The 24,403-nt window shown below is 43.4% G+C and carries 17 protein-coding genes and 3 pseudogenes; 3 read left to right on the top strand and 17 right to left on the bottom strand.

All coding sequences use genetic code 11. The features are described from left to right. Nucleotides 1-8: 8 nt before the first annotated feature. From C0J08_RS10210 to C0J08_RS22870, 6 genes and pseudogenes are all read right to left on the bottom strand, one after another. Nucleotides 9-2,717: a hsp70 family protein gene (locus tag C0J08_RS10210; RefSeq protein ID WP_212656024.1), complete on the bottom strand. Its 2,709-nt coding sequence runs from the start codon at nucleotides 2,715-2,717 to the stop codon at nucleotides 9-11. A 3-nt stretch (nucleotides 2,718-2,720) separates the two neighbouring features. Further along, nucleotides 2,721-4,487 carry an Hsp70 family protein gene (locus C0J08_RS10205; protein ID WP_212656023.1) on the bottom strand — a complete coding sequence of 589 codons (1,767 nt, stop codon included), beginning with the start codon at nucleotides 4,485-4,487 and terminating at the stop codon, nucleotides 2,721-2,723. Nucleotides 4,488-4,490: 3 nt separating this feature from the next. Further along, complete coding sequence (locus tag C0J08_RS10200) at nucleotides 4,491-5,084, bottom strand: DUF2760 domain-containing protein (protein ID WP_212656022.1); 594 nt, start codon at nucleotides 5,082-5,084, stop codon at nucleotides 4,491-4,493. 3 nt (nucleotides 5,085-5,087) lie between these two features. After that, nucleotides 5,088-5,300, bottom strand: a pseudogene (locus tag C0J08_RS22880) (ABC transporter ATP-binding protein); the annotation flags it as partial. A gap of 378 nt (nucleotides 5,301-5,678) precedes the next feature. Next, nucleotides 5,679-5,993 (bottom strand): annotated as a pseudogene (locus C0J08_RS22875) (ATP-binding cassette domain-containing protein); the annotation flags it as partial. 186 nt (nucleotides 5,994-6,179) lie between these two features. Then, nucleotides 6,180-7,013, bottom strand: a pseudogene (locus C0J08_RS22870) (ATP-binding cassette domain-containing protein); the annotation flags it as partial. A gap of 262 nt (nucleotides 7,014-7,275) precedes the next feature. Here C0J08_RS22870 and C0J08_RS10190 point away from each other — a divergent pair. From C0J08_RS10190 to C0J08_RS10180, 3 genes are all read left to right on the top strand, one after another. Beyond that, nucleotides 7,276-8,364 (top strand): efflux RND transporter periplasmic adaptor subunit, encoded by a 1,089-nt coding sequence (locus C0J08_RS10190; RefSeq protein WP_212656020.1) that lies wholly within the window; start codon nucleotides 7,276-7,278, stop codon nucleotides 8,362-8,364. A 17-nt stretch (nucleotides 8,365-8,381) separates the two neighbouring features. After that, nucleotides 8,382-11,528, top strand: coding sequence for an efflux RND transporter permease subunit (locus C0J08_RS10185; RefSeq protein ID WP_212656019.1), 3,147 nt, complete (start codon nucleotides 8,382-8,384; stop codon nucleotides 11,526-11,528). A 246-nt stretch (nucleotides 11,529-11,774) separates the two neighbouring features. Beyond that, nucleotides 11,775-12,341, top strand: a complete 567-nt coding sequence (locus C0J08_RS10180) for a DUF3237 family protein (protein WP_212656018.1) — start codon at nucleotides 11,775-11,777, stop codon at nucleotides 12,339-12,341. Nucleotides 12,342-12,401: 60 nt separating this feature from the next. Here the strand turns inward: C0J08_RS10180 and C0J08_RS10175 are convergent, their stop codons facing one another. The 11 genes from C0J08_RS10175 to C0J08_RS10125 all read right to left on the bottom strand — a co-directional run bounded on the left by C0J08_RS10175 (nucleotide 12,402) and on the right by C0J08_RS10125 (nucleotide 24,244). Then, the gene (locus C0J08_RS10175; protein ID WP_212656017.1) at nucleotides 12,402-13,574 is read right to left on the bottom strand and encodes an O-succinylhomoserine sulfhydrylase; all 1,173 of its coding nucleotides are present in this window, start codon (nucleotides 13,572-13,574) and stop codon (nucleotides 12,402-12,404) included. 97 nt (nucleotides 13,575-13,671) lie between these two features. Further along, nucleotides 13,672-15,177 (bottom strand): amidophosphoribosyltransferase, encoded by a 1,506-nt coding sequence (gene purF / locus C0J08_RS10170; protein WP_212656016.1) that lies wholly within the window; start codon nucleotides 15,175-15,177, stop codon nucleotides 13,672-13,674. 77 nt (nucleotides 15,178-15,254) lie between these two features. Then, complete coding sequence (locus C0J08_RS10165) at nucleotides 15,255-15,788, bottom strand: CvpA family protein (protein ID WP_212656015.1); 534 nt, start codon at nucleotides 15,786-15,788, stop codon at nucleotides 15,255-15,257. A gap of 71 nt (nucleotides 15,789-15,859) precedes the next feature. Continuing rightward, complete coding sequence (locus tag C0J08_RS10160; RefSeq protein ID WP_249344617.1) at nucleotides 15,860-16,453, bottom strand: SPOR domain-containing protein; 594 nt, start codon at nucleotides 16,451-16,453, stop codon at nucleotides 15,860-15,862. Beyond that, nucleotides 16,450-17,715, bottom strand: a complete 1,266-nt coding sequence (gene folC / locus C0J08_RS10155) for a bifunctional tetrahydrofolate synthase/dihydrofolate synthase (RefSeq protein ID WP_212656014.1) — start codon at nucleotides 17,713-17,715, stop codon at nucleotides 16,450-16,452. The genes C0J08_RS10160 and folC overlap by 4 nt, the downstream gene beginning before the upstream one ends. A 4-nt stretch (nucleotides 17,716-17,719) precedes the next feature. Continuing rightward, nucleotides 17,720-18,589 (bottom strand): acetyl-CoA carboxylase, carboxyltransferase subunit beta, encoded by an 870-nt coding sequence (gene accD, locus C0J08_RS10150; protein ID WP_212656013.1) that lies wholly within the window; start codon nucleotides 18,587-18,589, stop codon nucleotides 17,720-17,722. 31 nt (nucleotides 18,590-18,620) lie between these two features. After that, a complete protein-coding gene (trpA, locus tag C0J08_RS10145; protein WP_212656012.1) occupies nucleotides 18,621-19,427 on the bottom strand; it encodes a tryptophan synthase subunit alpha in 807 nt (268 codons plus the stop codon). After that, nucleotides 19,424-20,647, bottom strand: coding sequence for a tryptophan synthase subunit beta (gene trpB / locus C0J08_RS10140; RefSeq protein ID WP_212656011.1), 1,224 nt, complete (start codon nucleotides 20,645-20,647; stop codon nucleotides 19,424-19,426). Before trpB ends, trpA begins: the two co-directional genes overlap by 4 nt. Next, on the bottom strand, nucleotides 20,628-21,245 hold the full coding sequence (locus C0J08_RS10135; protein ID WP_212656010.1) for a phosphoribosylanthranilate isomerase: 618 nt from the start codon (nucleotides 21,243-21,245) through the stop codon (nucleotides 20,628-20,630). Before C0J08_RS10135 ends, trpB begins: the two co-directional genes overlap by 20 nt. Next, entirely contained in the window at nucleotides 21,229-22,056 is an 828-nt protein-coding gene (gene truA, locus C0J08_RS10130; protein WP_212656009.1) for a tRNA pseudouridine(38-40) synthase TruA, read from the bottom strand. The genes C0J08_RS10135 and truA overlap by 17 nt, the downstream gene beginning before the upstream one ends. Continuing rightward, nucleotides 22,049-24,244 (bottom strand): motility hub landmark protein FimV, encoded by a 2,196-nt coding sequence (locus tag C0J08_RS10125; RefSeq protein ID WP_212656008.1) that lies wholly within the window; start codon nucleotides 24,242-24,244, stop codon nucleotides 22,049-22,051. Before C0J08_RS10125 ends, truA begins: the two co-directional genes overlap by 8 nt. Nucleotides 24,245-24,403: the final 159 nt, after the last annotated feature.

The raw sequence follows: 24,403 nt of genomic DNA, 5'->3' as shown, positions 1-24,403 counted from the left end.
CACACAACTTATAAACGTAACCCGATGGGCAAACTTTCACCAACCAAGGCATTCAGTTCATCACTGTTTATCTCAACCTGACTTTCTAAACGCTCCAACCATTGAGCTGGGCATTTGTCTTTTTTAAGTTTGTTGGCGATTTTTTTGCGAAACGCGCCGAGCTTCTCCGATTCACCTAAACTCACTTGGCTCATTAGAACCGCCGCCAATCCGGCTTGTTTGCGCTTTTTCCAGTCTTCTCTCAGAGCAATCTCCAGAATCGGAAACAGCTTATCTTCCACGATTCTTTGCTCTTGTTGGCCGGATAACAAATGGCGAGAAGCAATACGCCCTATTGTCCACCACGCGGTATCTGGCTCTGACGACTTCTGTAAACGTTTTAGTAACCAATCTATTGCAGTCAGTTTATCTTCATTAGAGAGACTTTCTAAGGCGCCCACTAGACGAATCAAATCATCACTGGATTTAGTCGTCAGTGCCTTCATTTTATCTCGAGAACGTTGACCACTTGGTGAGTAATACTGACTAAACTGTTTGAACAAATGTGTTTGTTGCTCTACAGACAAACCACCAGCAATACGTCGATACAATGTCCAATATTGCCCCCAAACCGGAGCGGTATCAAACTGTGTACCGACTTTGGTAACATTCACGACTTGCTGAACACGATTCACATCATCCGTGGCGCCAAAACCAGGGCGTAAACAATACCCCATCAACTGCAACCATTGTCGCTCATGCTGAGCACTTTTGGTTCGACCGGATTTTAAGCTGAGAAGTTTATCGACCATACGGCGGGAAGTTGCCAAATTCCAGTCCTCACGACTCCCCAAGAGTTGATCTAAATCTTGCTTGAGGGATTTGACTAAATCAGGGTTCTGTTTTTGACCAACACTGGAGAAACACTTCGTCAAATGCTCTTCGGCTTGCCCCATATTGGCATGCAACAAACCCGTTTCATCGACTGAAGCCGATTCATTTTTAGACGTCACCTGTGTTGAAAAATCCAAACGCCATTGATCTTTTTGATTATTGGCATTTAGTTCTACCTGCAACACCCCCACCTCAGTCATTTGCACCGACAAGGTGACAGCCGTTTCTTCAGCATCAACAGAGCCATCAAGCTCGGTCATCAAGTTCGATATGTACTGCAATCCTTCTTGATTACGCACCGCTCCAACCACGCAGTCAATATGATCATCAGAACGATATAAAGGAAACTGTACCTGCTGACCTAAGGTGACGAAAAACTCTTGCTCTAGGGCAATCCGTTCGCCTTTTAAGGTTCCTTTAGGCAAAATACCGACATATTGATCTTCGCCCACCTTCAAATACAGACTATGAGCCACACCACTTTCAATACGTGTACTCTCGCCTGCCAAAGCACTCAGATACATGACAGCGCCTTTCGCCACCGCATCATTCGGCTCCTCTGCGGAACACGCAAGTATCGGTTTGGTAGACCAAGTGTTCAGCAGCTCTAATAAGCGGGCTTTCATCACAGGACTATTAAATAAGCCACCGTTAAACAGCACGGCATCAGGCATGGACGATCCCGTTGCCGCCTCAATCACCTCTCGATGTTGTCGTAAAAAAGAAGCTAAATGACGGGTGAAAGCCGGATCAGACTCGTAAGGCAAACCAAGTGTATGCATTGCATAGTCACTCTTTTGAACCTGTTCATTTGCGTCCACCAGAGGAAAAAAACCGCTGCGCACTTGGTCCAGCAGAGTCTCTCTAGAGACCTCGAATTTTTGCGAACCACCAATTAACCGGCTACCACCACCAAGTACGGTAATACTTAACGAGTCAGGGGCGTTTTCGCCTAATAAGGACTCTTTCGCTTGTCGGGTTTGCTGTACCAAAGCCGCCAAACGGCTAGCGGATAATGCAGAAATCTGTTTGGGGTCTAACTGGAACGCTAACGCTTGGTCAAGATTGTCGCCACCCAACAATAAATGTTCGCCCACAGCAACCCGTTTAAGAGCCACACTCTGCGAATTCTCAGAGGTTGAATGAATGGCGACCAAACTAAAATCACTGGTACCACCACCGATATCAACCACCAAGAGCATTTTCTTGTCCGCCAGCGCCGCCAATTTGTCATCATCACTAATATAGTGATAACAGGCCGCCTGTGGCTCTTCTAGCAGATATAAATCATTTAAGCCCGCGAGTTTTGCCGCTTCTAATGTTAAGGCGCGAGCCTCTTCATCAAATGAAGCAGGCAGGGTTAACGCAATGGACTGAGACTCAAGTGGCGCATCGGCAAAGCGATGATTCCAACTCTGCTTAATGTGCGATAACAAAATTGTACTGGCTTCAAGTGGGCTAAGTTTTTTAGGAAACTCGCTTGCCCAAGGCAAAATAGCCGCACGGCGATCAACTTGGCGATGACTCAACCAACTTTTTGCACTTTGCACCAATTGCCCTGCACGACGTTGACCGAGAGCTAACGCCCCAACCCCTACAATCCGTTCTTTATCATGATGACGCCACGGCAAAACAGGATCAATCTTCCCTATTTCATCCGATGCTAAGAGATAAATGGCACTGGGCAAATAGTCAAACTCTTGTACAGAGCCATCAGCCATCACCTGTGGAATGGGAAACAAAGTCGGTGTGTTTGCATTCAAATGATCGGATACTGGAGTATACGAAACGACACAATTGGTCGTTCCTAAGTCAATCCCTACTCGATAAGCCACTTGCGCCATTGTCTATGACTCCCTAACTTGAAACTCAATAGTCCAACTTAAGTCTGATTGAGTGTCGTGAGCTTGCAATAACAACAAACCTAACTCCGTTACTCGAGCCGTAAGATAGACTCGCACCATGTCACCCGCTTGGTAATGACCCGCATCCAAACGAACCGACAAAGGATTCAACTCATCAAGCTGAGGGACCGAAAAAGACGCAATGACTTTACCAACCCCGTGCGCTTCACCGTGTTTAGATTGGAAGAAGCGGAAGGTGACACTTTCCCCTACCACCAGCGAAAACTCATTGGGTAGCATTTGCTCTTCTGAGCCTTCTTCTAAGCCAAAAGGCGCCACACAAATGGCATCGACCGGAGGAGCCATACCGGGAATCGCTGGCATAGGACTTGCCACACCAATATAGTAATTGGCAGCTAGACCGCTTTTTACCTTCACTCCGCCTTCGGCTTGAACCTGCGCGTAATAGGTAGCGCCTTTAGCCACAGCATGATCAAGGTGTGATGGCGTTAACATGGTTAATTCCGTGCCGCCTAACAGGGTTGCCAAACGCGCTTCCAAGGTATCGCGAATCACGTTGGCATTAAAAACACCACCGTTTAGCAGCACTTTGCTTGGTTTCACATCGTGCTGAGCCAAAAATTCACTGATATGACGAGTGATCGCTGGATCACCTTCATAATCTAGATTAATGGCACTGAAGCCACTTCTGGCTGTTTTATGAGACTGCTCACCTAACTGAACTTGCGGGAAGAAACCTTCAATCAAAAGCTGCTGAATATCGGTTTGTGTCAACGTGGCCTTGATGCTGTTATTAAACAAGTTGCGACCACGACTTGGCACAACAACGCTCACTTCCGCCAAATCAGCATTCGACAACAAACGTTCTTTTGCTTCACGGCAGGCTTGGGTCAAACCACTAATTTGCCAAGGTTCCAGATTGGTTCCATTTTGTGCGAGCTGAGCAGCCAGATGATAAGTCAGGGTTAAATCCATATTATCGCCACCAAGCAATATATGACGCCCCACAGCAACCCGCTCTAAACCAAGCGATCCATCATTTTCTACTGCTTGAATCAAAGACAAATCCGTTGTGCCGCCACCCACATCGACCACTAAAATGTGTTCATTAACGTCTAAACTGTCTGTCCAATTTTGTTGATCACTCAGCCAAGCATAAAATGCGGCTAATGGTTCTTCAATTAGGCGAGCTTGCAGACCAACCTTCTCTGCAGCTTGCTCCGTAATCGCCCGAGCGGCAGGATCAAAAGAAGCCGGAACAGTAATAACAACGGTTTGTTCTGCAATCGGCGCATGGGGAAATTGATCTGTCCAAGCGCTTACTAAATGGTCCAATAACGTCTCTGTCACTTGCGCTGGCGATACCTGGTCAACCTCTTCTAAGGCATCGACAGGCAAGACCGCTTCGTCTGCGCTAACACGAGAGTGACACAACCAGCTTTTGGCACTTTGCACCAATCGACCAGACGATTTCGCCCCCAGCTCACGAGCCAGCTGACCAACAATCGATGTAGCTTTTCCCCAAGGCAATTGCAAATCACTTTCTAAAAATTCGGTTTTATGAGGAAAATATACAAAAGAAGGCAACAAGGGACGAGCGTCTACTTGCCCCGCTGCAATGAACTGCGGAATGGCTAATTGCTGAATTCGACCTATTTGATTAGCGTCTACGTCGGCGAGTTTAGAGGGCGAATAATAGACAGCCGAATGCGTGGTACCCAAGTCGATACCAATAAAATATTGATTCATAGGTTATACCTCGATTTCAGCGGGCGCTAGAATAGTCAGACTATCAGTATTAGACACTTTCGGTAATCGCGTTTCAGTTATTTTCCAACCTGGATGAATCAATGTACCAGCGTATGGTCCATTACCTTCCACGCGACCTTCTAATTTGATCTGTTTGGCATCGTAATCAGATGGCACTTCTACGCGACTATTTTCTGCGGCACTGTTAACAACGTCGATGGTAAAGTGCTGTTTCAATACTTTAGAGCAACCCGCATGAATTTGACGAGAAGCCGCACCAACATCGGCATCACTGTAATCATCGATGCTTTCTTGAATAAAATCGATGAAGCGAGCCTCTTGCTGAAGTAATTGCAACAACTGATGAGCACCATCTGCATTGACAGAATCTAGAGTAGGTGCCGCCACTTCGACTTCGCGAATCACTTCTATTTCTTCTGTGATTACCTTCGGCTCTACTTCAAAGGCAAACTTCTCACCTTGGCCAATGGTTTGACAGCGAGCGGCATAATCGCCGCTCCACATGTATTTAAATAATTGTCCGAAAGCGCCAAAAAAGCGCGGTAAAAAGGAAACTGGTTTGATTTTATTCGTCATAATTTACCCGTTTTGCATTTCTTCAAGCTCAAGCCAACGCTCCATGGTTGTTTCAAGCTCTTCTTCTTTGTGCGCCAGTTTAGCCAAGGTTTTTTGAACTTTATCCGCATCACCCGTATAGAATTCTGGTGCGCTGGTTGTTTCATGCAACCCTGCAATCTCTTCTTCTAATTTGGCAATAGTCGCTGGCATATCATCAAATTCACGCTGTAATTTATAGCTTAATTTGGCTTTAGGCTTAGCAGCGGCACTTGCTTTTGAATTGGTTTCTTCCGGCTTTTTGGTTTCAGCTTTATCTTTTTTGCTAGGCACATCATCGGTTTGGGAAGTGGATTCAGTTGGGAATTTACCTCCCTGACGGATCCAGTCTTGGTAGCCACCAACGTATTCTTTAACTCGGCCTTCACCTTCAAACGCGATCACACTGGTAACAACGTTGTCTAGGAAAGCACGGTCATGGCTCACCAACAACAAAGTACCATCGTAGTTCATCAGTAGCTCTTCAAGCAGCTCTAATGTTTCTACATCAAGGTCGTTGGTTGGTTCATCCATAATCAAAAGGTTGGCTGGGCGAGTAAATAGTTTCGCCAACAAAACACGATTTCGCTCACCACCCGACAAGGCTTTAACTGGAGTACGTGCACGCTCAGGCGGGAAAAGGAAGTCTCCAAGATAGCCAATAACATGTTTGTTCTGACCATTAATTTCGATAACATCTTTGCCTTCGCCCACGTTTTCAGCAACGGTTTGCTCAGGATCCAGTTGCTCACGCAGCTGATCGAAATAGGCTACATCGAGCTTGGTTCCTTGACGGACCGTACCGGTTTCTGGTTCAAGTTTGCCAAGTAAGATTTTCAAGAAGGTACTCTTACCACAACCGTTCGGGCCAATCAGACCAATGCGGTCACCTCGATTCACCATAAAATCCATTGGTTGCAAAATCACTTTATCTTCAAAAGAGTGACCAACTTGGGTGAACTCAGCCACCAGCTTGCCAGATTTATCTTTGGTTTCGATCGCCATTTTCGCATTGCCTTGGCGATTGATACGCTCAGAGCGTTCTGCACGTAACGCTTTCAAGGCACGAACTCGACCTTCATTACGGGTACGACGAGCTTTAATGCCCTGACGTATCCACACTTCTTCCTCAGCCAAACGTTTATCAAACAAGGCGTTGGCACGCTCTTCTTCTTCTAACATTTTTTCTTTAAAGGCAAGGAAGGCCGTAATGTTTCCGCTGAAGGAAATCAAGTTGCCACGATCAAGCTCAATGATGCGATTGGCCAGTTTTTCAAGAAAGCGACGATCATGGGTAATGAACAAAATCAAACCACGGAACTGCTGAAGCTGTTGTTCCATCCATTCAATCGTTGGCACGTCTAAATGGTTAGTCGGCTCGTCTAATAACAATACATCTGGGTTAGAAATCAGTGCTTGCGCAAGAATAACTCGACGGCGCCAACCACCTGATAATTCAGACATCAGCTTGTCAGCAGGTAAAGCCAAACGCTGAATCATATGATTCACACGCTGCTCTAGATCCCACCCTTGAATTCGGTCTAACTCACTCTGAATATCACTTAATTCATTAGAGTGATCATTTTCGAAGTCTTCTAGTAATTTGAAATAACGAGTCATTAATGAGTGGGCTTCACCCGCGCCTTCACTCACGACTTCACGTACGGTTTTATTATTGGCATCAGGTAATTCTTGAGGAAGCTGACCGATTGTCATGCCGCCTTCTAGACGAACCACACCTTCGTCGGCAACTTGCTCTCCAGAAATGACTTTCAACAGCGTCGATTTACCTGCGCCGTTACGACCGATAATGGCAACACGCTCTCCAGCTTCCGCTGAAAAACTGATTTTTGACAGCAGCGGATTATGCCCAAAAGCAACACTGATCTGTTCTAAAGACAATAGACTCATATCTATCCATATAATGTAAAAATTTTGTGGCGGTATAGTACCACCCTTCTACAGCAAGGTTCAGCATATAGACACGATAAGATATTAAAAAAGAAACAGATTTCGGCGAAGAAAATATTTTTTTAGCAATTTCAATCATAAAATCATGCAAAAAGTTTGCTATTGTCCTTACAAAGTTTAAACAAAAGTTCTTTCTTCCTTATTATTTGCGAATATACTGATTGTTAAATAAAAAGAATCCTTCTATATAACGGAGTGTTTAATGGAGTTTAAAAGCAAGGTCGGCCCTATTACCGCGGTTGCTCTAGCCGCAGTAACAGTTACTTGGATGCTAATAGGAGGTAATGGCGTCACAGTTAGCCCTCAAACTACCACCCCAAAAGAAAATACGGTTTCTTCACAAAACGCTGAGAACAAACTCGCTTATTCTGTTCAAGCTGAAACACTGACAGCAAAAACCATTTCAATACACCTGCCTTTAAGCGGTAAAACGCTGGCGAATGAAAGCCTACAACTTATAAGCAGTGTCAAAGGGCGTATCACCAAATTACCTGTTGATAAAGGTCGCTTTGTCGAAAAGGGAGCTTCGCTTTTACAGATTGACACCCGAGCACTCAAAGCACAAATAGAACAAGCCAGTCTGTTGGTTAAACAGAAGCGACTCGAGCTTGAAGGGATAAAGAAACTCAGCGCAGGAAACTTTTCTTCTAAAATGAGATTAGCTCAAGCCGAAACCGAACTTGCCTCAGCTAAAGCAACAGAGCAAGCGCTGATAGTGGATTTAGAAGATGCAAATCTTACCGCACCTTTTTCCGGTGTATTAAACACTTTAGATGTGCAAGAAGGTCAAATACTGTCTGCAGGCGCCTCTATTGGAACACTCGTATCTTTAAACCCAATAAAAGTCAGCGTTAATATCCCTCAAAACAAAATTCAGTTAGTTAAACTGGGAACATTGGGTGATATTCGTTTCGAATCTGGTTACGAAGCCCAAGGAGTCGTTTCTTACATCAGCTCTACTGCGATTGAGTCAAGCCGTACTATTCGTGTCGAAATAGAAGTGGATAATCCAAACAATTCTATCCCTGCTGGACTAACGGCGGCTGTTGATTTTATTGTGGATGAACAAAAAGCTCATGCTTTTTCTCCTGCGCTACTAACATTAGACGACTCTGGTGCAACAGCAATCAAAACCATTGATATAAATAATAGAGTGGTAGTAACACCTGTAGAGATTGTTAAATCAGAACGAGACCAAGTGTGGGCAATTGGGCTTCCTGACAACGTCAACATTATTACCGTCGGACAAGGTTTTGTCTCCGCAGGTGATAAAGTCGACGCACACTATTAAAACTAAGGAGGCCCAATATGCAAACATTAATTGAGGCGGCCTTAGCGCGCTCTCGAACCGTAATGATGTTTTTTGTTCTCATACTGATTATGGGAACCGTGTCTTATATTGAAATTGCAAAAGAAAGCAACCCAGACATTACCATTCCAATGGCTTATGTTTCGGTCTCATTAGAAGGCATTTCTCCAGAAGATGCTGACAGTTTATTGGTTCATCCTTTAGAAAAAGAACTAAAAGGATTAGAAGGTCTTAAAGAACTCAAATCTACCGCTTCAGAAGGCCATGCTTCTATCATTTTAGAATTTGACTCTGGTGTCGATATTGACCAAGCCATTAGTGATGCAAAAGACAAAGTTGATAGAGCCAAAAGCGAGTTACCTGCCGATGCAGACGAACCGACAGTCAATGAAATAAATTTATCAACCTTCCCAGTATTACGAGTCAACTTATCAGGCAATGTGGATTTCGCCAGCTTAAGCCGCATCGCTAAAAACCTACAGGACTCAATTGAGGCTGTTAATGGTGTACTAGAAGCCAAAATCAGTGGTGATCGAGACCAACAAGCACAGATAATTATTCGCCCTGAGCAGCTTGAATCTTATAATTTATCGCTTACTGAAGTGGCAAATTTTGTATCGGGTAACAACCGTTTAGTTGCTGCCGGCAATTTAGATACTGGTGCGGGTCGATTTTCATTAAAAGTCCCCGGGTTATTAAAAACGAAAGAAGACATTCTCAACTTACCAGTCAAAGCTGACGGCGACCAAGTGGTTTTATTAGGTGATATCGCTACAGGTGAATTAACATTCGAGGACCCTGCCAGTTACGCCCGAGTCGAAGGTAAACGCAGTATCACCCTAGCGGTATCTAAGCGCGTTGGTGTCAATATAATTAACACCATTGATGCCGTAAAAACCGTGGTACAGCAAGAAAGCCAACAATGGCCAGAAGGTGTTGAATACAACCTTACTGGGGATCAGTCTACTGAAATTGAAACGTCACTGAATGATTTGTTCAATAATGTCCTTGCTGCCACCCTTTTGGTAATGATTGTGATTGTCTGGGCACTTGGTATACGCAGTGCTGTCTTAGTAGGCTTGGCTATTCCTGGTGCTTTCCTATCAGGTATTTTAATCCTCAATATACAAGGTTACACCATTAACATGGTGGTGCTTTTTGCCTTGATTTTAAGTGTTGGGATGCTTGTCGACGGGGCAATTGTTGTCACCGAATATGCCGACCGCAAACTTGCCGAAGGCGCATCCAAGCGCCAAGCCTATAGCGAAGCAGCTAAGCGCATGGCTTGGCCTATTACAGCCTCTACGGCCACGACACTCGCTGTCTTTATGCCCTTATTATTTTGGCCAGATATTGTGGGGGAATTTATGCGCTTCATGCCCATCACAATTATCGCCACGTTATCATCATCATTGGTTATGGCCTTAATCGTTTTGCCTACAATCGGCTCTATTATCGGTAAAAAAGGCGCTTACAATGAAAAAACAATGCATGCGCTGCGCACCACTGAAACTGGGGACTTAACTGAACTGACTGGTCTTACTGGCTTATACGGACGGGTTTTAACTCGCTTAGTAGAAAGTCCTGTTTGGGTACTGCTTTTTACTATTGTTTTGCTGATAAGTATTTTTGCCAGCTATGGAAAATTTGGTAAAGGCATTGAATTCTTCCCGAGCATTGAACCAGAATCAGCAAACCTTGATATTCGTGCACGAGGTGACCTTTCCCTTGAAGAAAAAGATTCCTTAGTAAGACAAGTTGAGCAGCAAGTCCTTGGTACGCCAGCATTAAAAAGCGTTGTTGCGACCACCTACGCGACACCAGGCAACAACAGTGCGCCTGATAGTATTGGCACTATTAGTATGGAGTTGATTGACTGGTATAAACGTGAACCAGCGACAATCATTCTGGATCGTATCAGAGAGCGCACTAAACAAATTCCTGGCATTGAAGTAAGCGCACAAAAGGAACAAGGTGGCCCCCAATCAGGTGCAGACATCCAACTGCAACTAAGTTCTAATTACTCTGCAGCGCTTAACCTTGCTGCCGACGAAATTATTAAACAATTACAGCAAAGGGATGAAATAGTAACGGTTAGCGATGACAGGTCTCTTCCTGGTATTGAGTGGCGAATTGATATTGATCGCGCCGAAGCCAGCCGTTATGGTGTCGATGTCAATAGTCTCGGTAACGTTGTGAAACTGGTCACATCAGGCATAAAACTCAGTAATTTTTTACCTGATGGAGCCGATGATAAAATTGACATCGTACTGAGGTACCCTGTAAACCAACGCAGCTTAGATCAGCTGGATCATTTACAAATTCCAACCAATCATGGCAGCATTCCAGCCAGCAACTTTATTCATCGCTATGCGGCACCTAAACAAGGTGTAATCAATAGAACAGATGGTAAGAAAACCATTAAAATTGATGCTGATGTAAAAGACGGTTTAGTGGTGGATGAAGTCATCAAAGCCATTAAAGTAAAATTGGATGCGGCTGGTATTGATAAGTCTGTCAGTTATGAATTCCGCGGCAACACCGAGGATCAGCAAAAATCCATGGTATTTTTGATAAAGGCATTTGGTGTGGCTTTTTTCATCATGGCGATCATCCTTGTGACACAGTTTAATAACTTCTTCCAATGTCTGTTGATTTTAAGTGCTGTCATCTTTTCAACCATGGGGGTTTTTATTGGTCTCATGGTAAAAGGACAACCTTTCGGCATTGTCATGAGTGGTGTTGGCGTCATTGCTTTGGCAGGTATTGTTGTAAACAATAATATCGTGTTGATCGACACTTTTAACGGCTTACGAAAGCAAGGCATGATGGTTAGAGAAGCGGCTATCAGAACAGGGGTTCAGCGCCTAAGACCCGTTATGCTGACGACCATTACGACTATTCTAGGATTGGTCCCTATGGTGTTTCAGCTAAATATTGACCTAGTACACCAATCCCTCAGTATCGGAGCACCATCTGCGCAATGGTGGACCCAGCTCTCTACTGCGATCGCTGGCGGGCTTACTTTTGCCACACCATTAACGCTTATACTAACGCCCTGTCTGTTGGTTTTAGGCTATCGTCGTAAAGAAAGAAAACAGCAAGCGGAACTCGAAAAAGCAAAAGACGAAACATCTTCAGATTAAGCACTTTTCTAACCGCTCAAATCGCTAACAAAAACCACAGTTGCACTTCATGCACTGTGGTTTTTTCGCTTTATCACATCGACCTACCACTTTGACAAACAATCTACCCTGTTCACTTCTTACCAGTGACCAATACCACTCAATAAACTTAATGGTTATATCCTATTTGGGAGATGTCGTTCAAAAAATAGTTGTTACATTAAAGGAGCAATCAGAAAAATAATCACACAAGGAGCGCCACGTATAATGAAAAAATTCACCGGATTTCTAAAATTGTCCGCCACAATGTTAATTGCCTATTCATCCATTAACGCTATGGCATCAGAAGTCGTTAGGCCGGAGCTTGGAGCATGGCCGCCAAACGTCATGACTCCGACCAATAAATTGGTTTTGGAGGGCATTGTTGACTTAGATAAACATGTTGAAATAGGTGCAGCGAATAAAGGCTATAGAGGCATTGCCCCCATCATTGGTGGAGAGTTCCATGGTAAAGATGGATTCAAAGCAACCGTACGAGCAGGTGGGGCCGATTGGCAGCTCGAACGACATGACGGTGTATGGGAGTTGTTTGCTCTGTATTCTATTACGACAGACGATGGCACCAACATTGTTATTGATAATCGCGGTGTTGCTCTTGATCCAGCAGGGAGCGGAACACCGGTCGAAGATTGGTACATTGTCACAAACCCTACTTTCCAAGCACCTATAGGCAAATACGACTGGCTAAATAAAAAACAATTTGTTGGAACCGTTGATGCAGCACCCGATGAAAGTTACGTTGTGGTTCGTATCTATGAAGTGAACACTAAATAACACAAAGCCAGCGCAAAGATACTTTTGCGCTGGCTTTGAAATCATGAAAATAGATTAGCGCTATAACGTCGCTAAAGCCTGATCTACATCCGCAATAATATCTGTAATGTCTTCTAAACCAACAGAGACACGAATCAACCCTTCAGTTATACCTGCTTTTGCCTTTTCTTCATCCGTTAAACGGCCATGAGTTGTCGTAGCTGGATGCGTAACCAAGGTTTTGGTATCACCCAAATTACCAGTAATTGACATCAACTTTGTACCATTAATCAAAGCCCACGCCGCCTTACGACCGCCTTCCACTTCGAATGACAATAAACCGCCAAAGTCTTTTTGTTGCTGTTTCGCTAATTCATGGTATTTGTGACTAGGCAAACCACCGTAGTTCACTTTAAGGACTTTCGGGTGCGCTTCTAAAAATTCAGCCAGTTTTAATGCATTCGCTGAATGGGCTGTCATACGCAAAGATAAAGTCTCAAGACCGTTAAGTAATACCCATGCATTAAACGGGCTCATACAAGGCCCCGCACTACGCATAAAGGCGGTAAAGGTGTTCACTATCTCTTGGCTTGCAATCAAAGCACCACCTAAACAACGTCCTTGACCATCAATAAATTTGGTCGCAGATTGCATGACAATATCAGCCCCTTGCGTCAAAGGGTTCTGCAATGCTGGTGTTGCTAAAACAGTATCCACACACAACAACGCACCTTTGTCATGAGCTAAAGCAGCAACTCTCGCAACGTCAACCACTTCATAGAGAGGGTTTGACGGTGTTTCAAAATAACAAAATCGAGTGTTCTCGTTGATCGCTTCTGCCCAAGCACCATAATCTGTCGCATCGACATACAACACTTCTACACCAAACTTGGCGGTGTAGGCATTAAAGAATTTGACAGTCGAACCAAAGATATTACGCGAACAAACAACACGATCACCAGCACTTAACAAGCTGTAAGCCAGAGTCATCAGAGCCGCCATACCAGAGCTTGTCGCAATGGCGGCTTCACCTTTTTCCAAGGTCGCCAAACGCTTCTCAAAAAGCTCTACTGTCGGATTAGTAAAACGTGAATAGACATTGCCATCCTCATCACCAGAGAACTTGACCGCCGCCTCCTCCGCACTGCCATAAGCAAAACTAGAGGTCATAAAAATGGCTTCACTGTTTTCTTGCTCTTGTGTTTGACGTATACCCGCACGAATCGCATTCGTTGCGTCTTTATAATCAGCCATTAATTTACTCCAAGCCACTCTTTAAAAATATTCCCCAAAAACAACTAAGCCAGGCGTGACCTGGCTTAGTTTATCCGTCACGACATAACCTAAGTGTCTACATAGGATGCATCATATCACTAGCCTGCTCCATTACTGCGGCTTTATTCGAATCATTACGCGCCCCCTCTATGCCAGCTAAATAAGCGGCATCGATGTTCCCTGTAATGTATTTTGCATCAAATACAGACGTATCGAATTCACGAACATCAGAATGTTTTTCATCGATACAAGCATCAATCAAATCTTGTAAATCTTGGAAGATTAATTTATCTGCACCAATTAATTCACAAATTTCATCGACATTACGATCATGAGCAATGAGCTCTTTAGCGGCAGGCATATCGATACCATAAACGTTAGGATATCGAACTTCTGGCGCAGCCGAAGCGATGTACACTTTCTTAGCGCCAGCCTCTCTTGCCATTTCAATAATTTCTTTACTTGTTGTGCCACGTACTATGGAGTCATCAACCAATAAAACCGTTTTGTCTTTAAATTCAAAAGGAACAGGGTTCAGCTTTTGACGAACGGATTTTTTACGTACGGCTTGACCGGGCATAATAAATGTACGACCGATATAACGGTTTTTCACCAAACCTTCACGAAACGGAATATTCAACGCTTGCGCAATTTGCAGAGCCGCCGTTCGGCTTGTGTCTGGAATAGGAATAACAACATCGATATCGTGATCCTTCCATTCACGTTGAATTTTCTCAGCAAGACGGTCCCCCATATTAATACGCGCTTTGTACACTGAAATACTATCAATAACCGTATCAGGACGAGCAAAGTATACATATTCAAATAAACAAGGACGCGCTGCTTTCTTTGGTGTGCACTGACGCACATGAACCTTATGGTTTAAATCAAAAAAGATTGCTTCACCTGGCTGGATATCACGCTCAATTTTGAACCCTGCCGCATCAAGTGCAACACTTTCGGAGGCCACCATATATTCCGTGCCAGAATCCGTTTGGCGAGAACCATAAATCAATGGACGAATACCATCTGGATCGCGAAAAGCCAAAATTCCGTAACCAGTAATCAGAGCTACAACGGCATAACCACCTTCGATACGTTTATAAACACGTTCAAGTGCATTAAAAATATCTTCAGGTGTTGGTATCAATTTGCCTTCTTCATGAAGCTCATGAGCCAATACATTAACCAACACTTCGGAATCAGACGTCGTATTAATATGACGCAAGTCAGACTCAAAAACTTCTTGTTTTAACTTACCAGTATTCGTTAAATTTCCATTATGAGCTAAGGAGATGCCATACGGAGAGTTAACATAGAAAGGCTGAGCTTCCGCTGAACTGGAAGTACCTGCCGTTGGATAACGGACATGCCCTATTCCAATATTGCCGTGTAGTTTTTTCATATGACGAGTGCGAAAAACTTCACTCACCGGACCATTGTCTTTACGCAAGCATAAACGTCCATTATGGCTTGTCACCATGCCTGCAGCATCTTGCCCACGATGCTGAAGAAGGGTTAACGCATCAAAGATAGCTTGGTTAACCACAGACGTGCCTACGACACCAACGATACCACACATGTTCTAGATCCTCGTGTTGGGGAATTGCGGCAAACACCGCAAAGGTTCTTAATCTATTTGATTGCTACAGAGAGCAATTAACTACCAAGAGCACGATCAATGAGAGTCGAATCCATCAGATCCGAACTCTTGCCTAACATATCACGTGTCCAATCATTCAATTGACCCAGTTGAGGAATCAATTGAGACGTTTTCCAAAATTCTGTTTTTTCTATCGCTGGGCTTAAGCTCAATAAAGATACAAAAGCCACAACAATTAAGCTGCCTCTAGCAAAACCGAATAGCATACCAAGTACTCTATCGGTGCTAGATAGGCCTGTTACCTGTATTAAAGAGCCAAGCAAAAAGCTGACGAGGGCCCCCACAACCAAAGTGGCAATGAATAATGATACAAAAGAAACTATGTAGCGAATCTGGTCATTCTGAACTTGATCAAGCAAAAGCGCTTGCATCTGATCAGAAAATTTAATGGCAACCACAAAGGCGACAACCCAAGTAAGCAGAGACAAAACCTCTTTTACAAAGCCTCTCTTCAAACTCAAAAGAGTAGAAAGCACTACGACTGCAACAATCAACCAATCCACTGTTGACATTGAATTTACTTGCTCCATGAGTTCCTCTAAAAATGCGGAGTTTAACAGATGGCTAAAATTTTCCAAATACTACAACAAACGACCGCGAATTAATTAACAGAATATTTAATAACAAGGCCTTTCAATTTAAATTCATTGTTAATTTTTTCTCGCATTTTTTCAGACGTTTCTCTCTTAAACTCTGGTCCCACATAAACTTTATAAAGTGAGTTTGTCGTTAGACTGTAAGCATCATAATTTGCGTCTTTTAATTTTTTAACGAGACGAATTGCATTGTCTTCGCTCTTAAAAGTTGCAATCTGCAGGGTCCAACGCTCGGCAATTTTAGTCGAAGTGACTTTTTCTGCAGACGCTGTTTTAGCTTGGGACGCCACTTCAGCTTTCTTCGATGAAGGAGCAGACTTCTCAATAACAGCCACATCCTTTGCGGACTTTGGAATAGGAATCAATTGAATATCTTGTGCTGATTTTTCTTCGGCTGGTGATGGCTCGACTGGCAAACTCTCTACAGGCTGGACAGGAGCAATGTTCACTACAGGAAAGTCTGGAGGTGTTGTTACATGAACCTGGACATCCAATTCAGCTGGGCGTTCACCATCTAATATCAATGGCAAAACGATGGCGGCTGATAGCACCATAATCCCTGCGCCAATCAACCTATAGGTTATAGCTCTGTCTATCATAAATCACTCTTCACTTGGCTTAATGCCAAATAATCAGATACGGTCACAAAGGAACCAAAAACAATGATGGGGCGCTGCTCTTGTTTTGCCGTACTAAGAGCAGACGGTAATGCACTCTCAACGGAAGTATAGGTATGAAGATTATTAGCAGGCAGATTTGGCGCAACCTTCAAGATGCTGTTAACTAACTCGTCAGCTTTTGCCCCTCGAATACCACCTAAATCACAGCAATACCATTCTGAAAAAGCATCCGCCAAATAAGCCATTACGCTACCTATATCTTTGTCTTTCAACATGCCACAAATAGCGATAGGTTGTTTTGGCAGACCTTTGACGCGACTAGCAAGCTCTAAAGCCGCTTCAGGATTATGAGCAACATCAATATAGATATCTGGTGAAGATGAAACCTTTTGAAAACGCCCAAGCAATTTAGCGGTACTAAATAAACGAGCTAAATCTTCCTTATTTGGCGACATCCCCATATAGACTAATACAGCAATTACAGTCGCAGCATTCTGAAGTGGTAATGATGGAATAGGTAAATTAGCAAAAGACATATCATTACCGCGCCACGACCAAACATCTTGATCAAGGCTAAAACTAAAATCCACATTCTTTTGACGGAGAATGGCGCCTACTTCAAAAGCGGTAGTAGCAATAGAATCAGGAGGGTTAACAACACCACTCACCAGCAACTTATCTTTCCTGGCGATTCCCGCTTTTTCTCTGGCGATAACCTCTAAGTTATCCCCTAACCAATCAACATGATCTAAAGATATTGATGTCAATACGGCAACATCTGCATCCACCATATTAACAGAGTCTAAACGCCCACCAAGGCCGACTTCCAATACCCAATAATCTAAATCCGAATGGTCAAAAATCCAAAGCGCGGCAAGTGTACTGAACTCAAAATAAGTAAGCTCAATCCCATCTCGAGCAGCTTCAATTGCCTCAAATGCTCGACAGAGAATAGCGTCATTACATGGATTATTATTTAGAGCGATTCGCTCATTAAATGCGAGAAAATGGGGGGAAGTATAAGTGCCAACAGAATAACCTTGCTCATAAAGATATTGGGTCAGCATGGCACAAGTAGAACCCTTTCCATTTGTGCCGGCCACAGTAATAATTTGATGCTTCGGCCGAGATAAATTCAGTCTAGATAAAACTTTATTCCCTCTATCAAGCCCTAGCTCGATTTCTGCAGGATGTTGGCTTTCAATATATGAAAGCCAACTCGCTAATGACGTATGCGTCATTTAATTAAGCAACCTTATTTTCAGTCAACAAAGATAAAATATTAAACAAACGGTCGCGCATTTCATCACGCTTAATAATCATGTCCAACGCGCCTTTATCTAATAAAAACTCACTTCGTTGGAAACCTTCAGGTAATTTTTCACGAACAGTTTGCTCAATTACACGAGGACCAGCAAAACCAATCAAAGCATTTGGCTCAGCCACATTTAAATCACCTAACATAGCAAGAGAGGCAGATACTCCACCAAAAACAGGGTCCGTCATGACAGAAATATAAGGAATTTTCTCTTGCTTCATGCGTTCTAAACCCGCGCTGGTTTTAGCCATTTGCATCAAAGAAATCAAAGCTTCTTGCATGCGAGCACCACCAGAGGCAGAGAAGCAAACAAGCGGAATGCGCTTCTCTAAACAAACATTGACGGCTTGAATAAAGCGCTCACCAACAATGGCGCCCATTGAACCACCCAAGAAGCTGAATTCAAATGCAACCGCTACAACTGGCATACCATTCAACGCACCTTGCATCGCAACTAATGCGTCTTTCTCCCCCGTCGCTTTCTGTGCATCGGCGATACGATCTTTATAGCGTTTAGAATCCTTAAACTTAAGTTTATCTTCAGGTTCAAGGTGAGCACCTATCTCATGACGACCTTCTTTATCCAAAAAAATATCTAAACGACGGCGAGCACCTACACGCAGATGATGATTACATTTTGGACAAACATCTAAATTTTTCTCGAGCTCTGGACGATAAAGCACGTTTTCACATTTTGGGCATTTTTTCCAAAGTCCCTCAGGCACCGAGCCTGCTGTGCTGCGCTTTGACTCACTGCGCACAATCGAAGGAACAAATTTATCTAACCAGCTACTCATATTTTTCTCCAAATTTCTCGTTTACTGCCGCTTAAGCATCCATTTCATCACGCATTGGCGACAAAATTGCCTTTAAAGCGTCAGCTATAAATTCTTTTTGACTCTCTTTATTTTCTGCTATGGCGTTAACTAATACACTACCAACAATGACGCCGTCAGCACATTTACTGACTGCTGACGCTGTTTTTGCGTCACGAATACCAAAACCAACCCCAATAGGCAAAGATGTAATAGTGCGCAAAGAGTCAACGTGTTGCTTAACACTTTCGACATCTAACTCAGCAGAACCTGTTACACCCTTTACTGAAACGTAATAAACATAACCAGACGCCAAGTCACAAATTTTCTTAGCTCGTTCAGGTGTAGTCGTTGGCGACAGCAAATAAATAAGATCTATCTCATTATCTCGGAAGCATTCTACTACATCTGTCGCCTCTTCTGGAGTCAGATCTACTAATAAAACGCCATCCACACCCGCTTCTTTTGCCGCATCAGCAAAATTTTGATACCCATAAAATTCAATTGGGTTCAAATAGCCCATTAAGACGATAGGCGTTTGCTGATTATTACGTCTAAATTCCTTAATAATTTGTAATACTTTTTTAACATTGGTTCCAGCAGCTAAACTCCGCTCACAAGCCAACTGTATGACGGGACCGTCTGCCATCGGGTCAGAAAACGGCATGCCGACTTCAATAATATCTGCACCTGAGTCGACCAGTGAATTCATCATAGTGACAGTATAATCAGGACTAGGATCACCAGCAGTAATATATGGAATGAGCGCCTTTTTACCAGATTTTTCTAAATTTACAAAACATTGTTTAACGCGACTCATACTTCAATCCCATCCAATTCAGCTACCGTTAGAATATCTTTGTCACCTCTACCTGAAAGATTAATAACTATCACCTTATCTTTATCCATTGTTGCAGCAAGTTTCATCCCGTATGCCACAGCATGGCTTGACTCTAATGCAGGCATAATACCTTCTAATCGAGTCAAATCACGAAATCCTTCCATTGCTTCATCATCATTAATGGCAACGTAATGAGCACGACCAATATCTTTCAACCAAGCATGCTCAGGACCAACACCTGGATAATCTAAACCTGCTGAAATGGAGTGTGTCCCAATGATCTGACCGTCATCATCTGCCATAACATAGGTTCTGTTCCCATGAAGCACCCCTGGGCGGCCAGCACTTAAAGGAGCGGCATGGCGCCCTGTTTCTACACCATCACCACCCGCTTCAACGCCATACATAGCTACACTTTCATCTTTGATAAAGGGATGGAACATGCCAATCGCGTTTGAGCCGCCACCCACACACGCGACAACCGCATCAGGTAAACGCCCTTCTTGCTCCAAACATTGTGCTTTGGTTTCGCGTCCAATAACCGCTTGAAAGTCCCTAACCAATTTTGGATATGGGTGTGGGCCCGCAGCGGTACCAATAATATAAAATGTATCATCTACATTTCCGACCCAATATCGCATTGCTTCATTTAGCGCATCTTTAAGCGTCTTAGTGCCTGACTCAACCGACACGACTTCTGCGCCCAATAGCTTCATGCGGTATACATTTAGAGACTGTCGACGAATATCTTCAGCCCCCATAAACACTTTACACTTTAAACCTAAACGAGCAGCCACGGTTGCCGATGCAACACCATGCTGACCAGCACCAGTTTCTGCAATGATATTAGGTTTACCCATATGCTTAGCAAGTAATGCCTGACCAATCGTATTATTGATTTTATGGGCGCCAGTATGATTCAAATCTTCTCGTTTCAGGTATATTTTCGCGCCGCCGGCTTTCTCTGTTAATCTTTCCGCAAAATATAATGGAGACGGCCGACCAACATAATGCGCTAGGTCATAATCAAAAGCGGCTTGAAACTCTTTATCTTTAGACAAGCGTTCATACATTTTCGCCAGATCATCTAGAGCTGACATGAGAGTCTCTGAAACAAATATGCCACCATATTGGCCAAAACGACCATGAGAATCGGGTAAATCTAAGTTCACGTCTCTACTATCCACACTTTGCTCCATTGATAAATTCTTGAACTTTAAGTTCGCTCTTAATGCCTTTGGATAATTCTACCCCACCGCTCACATCAACAGCATAAGGCTGAACCTGTTTAATTGCCTGCCCTACATTTTCAGGCGTCAACCCACCAGCCAACACGATTGGTTTAGGCAAGTTACTTGGTATTAACGTCCAGTCGAACACCTCTCCGGTACCACCCGGAACTCCGGCTTTATAAGCATCCAATAACATGGCAGTAGCACTCGAGTATTGCTCAACTAAAGCCCTGACATCGTCATTTTTTTGCACTCGCAAAGCTTTCATATAAGGACGTTGATATGAAGCACACTCATCTTCCAACTCATTCCCATGAAACTGAATAACCCAGCGTGAGCTACCCTCTAGGACAGAGCTTACCAAAGCAGCGTCCGCGTCGACAAACAAAGACACGGGCGTAACAAAAGGAGGCAACTGAGCAACAATTGAATTAGCGACCTCTGGCGATACATACCGCGGGCTATTCTTGTAAAAAACAAAGCCTAACGCATCTGCACCATGTCGGCACGCCATTAGCGCATCGTCTAAATTTGTAATACCGCAGATTTTAACTCGGCAACTCATAGGAAGGCTCTTCAACAAAGGGTAAAAAATGAGGTCCTAATGGACAAACCGGAACATTAAAAGAATTAGGGTATTGAGCGTCTACGAAATAGAGCCCATTTGGAGAAGCAGTCACCCCTCCCTTAGTTCTATCTCTTGCATCTAACACCGTTTTCGCCCACTCAACAGGTGCATCTCCGGCACCTATGGTCATAAGTACTCCAGCAAAATTACGAATCATATGATGTAAAAATGCATTAGCTCTTACATCTAAAACAATATACCGTCCAAACTGTTGAACCTCAAAGTTCAAAATTGTTCGAATTGGACTTTTTGCCTGACACCCAACCGCGCGAAACGAACTAAAGTCATGCTCTCCCACAAAGTACTTTGCAGCGTCTTTCATCGCTAATACATCAAGCTTTCGATACGACCAGGTCACACCGTTCGCCAGTATAGCAGGACGTAAATTAGATTGATAAATCACATATCGATAACGACGACTCAAGGCACTGAAACGAGCATGAAAGTCTTCATTCACATATCGAGCTGCAACAATAGAAATGTCATTAGGAAGGTGTGTGTTGACACCTAGCGTCCAAGCACGCTCATTTCGAATCGAATTGGTCTCGAAATGAACAACTTGAGCGCTGGCGTGAACACCAGAATCAGTCCTGCCAGCACAAATTACACTCACAGGGTGATTCGCAATAATACTTAACGCTTTTTCTACATTCCCTTGCACTGTTGGCACATTGTTTTTTTGAGCCTGCCAACCTTTATAGGCTGCGCCGTTATACTCAACGACAAGAACTACTTTCTTTTTAGTCACTTGGGAACATTCGCTCCATCATATTCTGCGCTTCTGCAATCTGTTTTTCATTACCTGACTCGATAACATCGTCAAGGATTACGCGCGCGCCTTCTTCGTCACCCATATCCATGTAAGCCCTTGCTAAATCTAATTTTGTAGCAGCCTCATCACCGCTCGCATCAAAAAAGTCAAACTCCTCTTCTTCGTCGTTAACCTCTTCATCCGCCGCCGCTTCCGCTTCACCAAATTCCGGAATATCTATTTCATCATCGTCATCTTGTTGCGCTTCAGCCAATGTTTCTTCTATCGAGTCAGCCAATGAATCATTGGGAACGCCATCAAAAATAGCAGATTCATCGACATCATCTTGATCCGCATCATTTAGTAAACTAGAAACAAAAGACTCTTCTTCACTTTCAGCCTCATCTTCTGCTTCAGATGATTCTGTTTCAGCGTCTATAGATTCGGGGGTCATTGTCGGAATATCTTCCTCCGAAAATGCATCGATTTCGTCTAAATCATCTAACTCGTCTTCATCAAGATCCAGTACTGGCTCTGGTAAATCATCCGATTCACCAAAGGAAGAGAAAACATCTTCATCATCAATCGAAGCGTCATCCACGGCATTTTCAAACTCAACCTCCGGCCCATCTTCAGACAAATCAACAGATGCTATATCTTCATTTCCAAAAGCGTCTAAATCATCATCGTCATCAGGCGCATCAAAATCAAAAGCAAAAGGATCCTCTTCTTCTAACTCATTCATTTCTTGAGGTTCATTCTTTTCCTCAGGCTCATCTGCCATGGCAAATTCAGTGGCAGCCACGGCGGCTACAGGGGCAGCAGATGAAAGATCAAATTCATCCTTTTTTGTTGTATCTTCCTCCTGTTTTTTACCTGAGCGTCGCATGATCAAGCCAATCAAAAAGCCAAGTAACAACAGGACAACAGCGCCGATGGAAACGATAATCGGATTGCCAAAAATTTTGTTAACGATGGAGTCCGCTTCAGCCTGCTCTTTCTCTCTACGGATTTGATCTGCTTCCAACAGCTGATCTACCGTATTTTTCTGTTCTTGAAGCGCTTGTTGAGCACTTGTAAACTGCTGCTGCAAATCTGCCAGCTGCTTATCTTTTAAACTAATTAACTTTTCTAGGGTTGCTAGTTGTTTATTTAAATCGCCAAGCTGATTAGATAGCTCACCTTTTTCCCGCTTTTCCTTATCAAGCATTTCCTGAGAAGCGGACAATTCATTTTTTAAAGCTTCGACACTAGCAGCATTACCTTCACCAGCATTAGAGCTTGCATTCTTTTCAGGTAATACACTTTGGTCAGAAGCAAGAGTTAATTTATCTCCACCTGCACTAGCCCCTGCAGATGCCCCCTTCCCTTTTGCTTGTGTATTTAGTTGTGCTTGTTCAACTAAAGCATCGCCTTTGGTACCTTTCAAGGCCATCCATGCGTCATGCTGTCGTTGAAACTCTTCTTTTGAAATAGACTTATTAAATAATGCAATTTGATCTTTAGTTGGCAAACGCAGAATGGCACCTTCTTTAAGAAGGTTAATATTGTCTGAATAAAATGCGTCTTTATTGAGAGCCTGAATGGCCATCATCGTTTGATAAATGGTCAGTTGATTTGTAGGCTGGTTTTGACCTGCGATAGACCACAAAGTATTACCTTTGGCAACACCTAAACGGCCTTTAGATGACATCTTTTCAGCAGCCATTGTAGCCTGACGGAATACCGAACTATTCGATGAAGCCGATGAGGTAGAAGCGGATTGAACAACCTCTCGCTTCGATTTATTAACTAAAGCCGATTGATTTAAAGGCGTTTGATATTCTCGTACGACTTGACCACTTGGCCAGCGAGCCGCCAAAATAAAATGCAACTCATCAACCCTTAGGGGCTTGTCTGAAGATACCGCAACAATAAACTTGCCATTTTCTCTGGCCACATCAAATTTAAGTTGTGACAAAACCCGCGTAGGAGCGAAACCAGCCTGTTGAAATTCACTTTCGCTGCCGAGACGAACAAGAATATCATCATTCGTCAGGTTACCTACATCAGAAAGTTCAATTTTTCCGCGGTAAGGCTCGCCCAAATTTGATTGAGAGGTTAACTCACCCAGTTCCAATCCGTAACTGCTGGACACATATAGTGCTCCTGACACAGCAATACTAACGAGGGTTTTTCTGAGCATAAGCTTCCCTTTATTTACAAATAATGGACATAAATATCTAGTCAAGTATCTTACACAGGTGAGCATTTATCAATAGCTTTAGAATCAATGGTTTGCACATAGAGCTATAGAAAGATAAAAAAGACAGAATCAAGTCGATTTTTGACTTATAAACATTAA

Source organism: Marinomonas sp. CT5 (assembly GCF_018336975.1).
GTDB lineage: Bacteria > Pseudomonadota > Gammaproteobacteria > Pseudomonadales > Marinomonadaceae > Marinomonas.
This window is presented reverse-complemented; position numbering and strand designations above follow the sequence as displayed.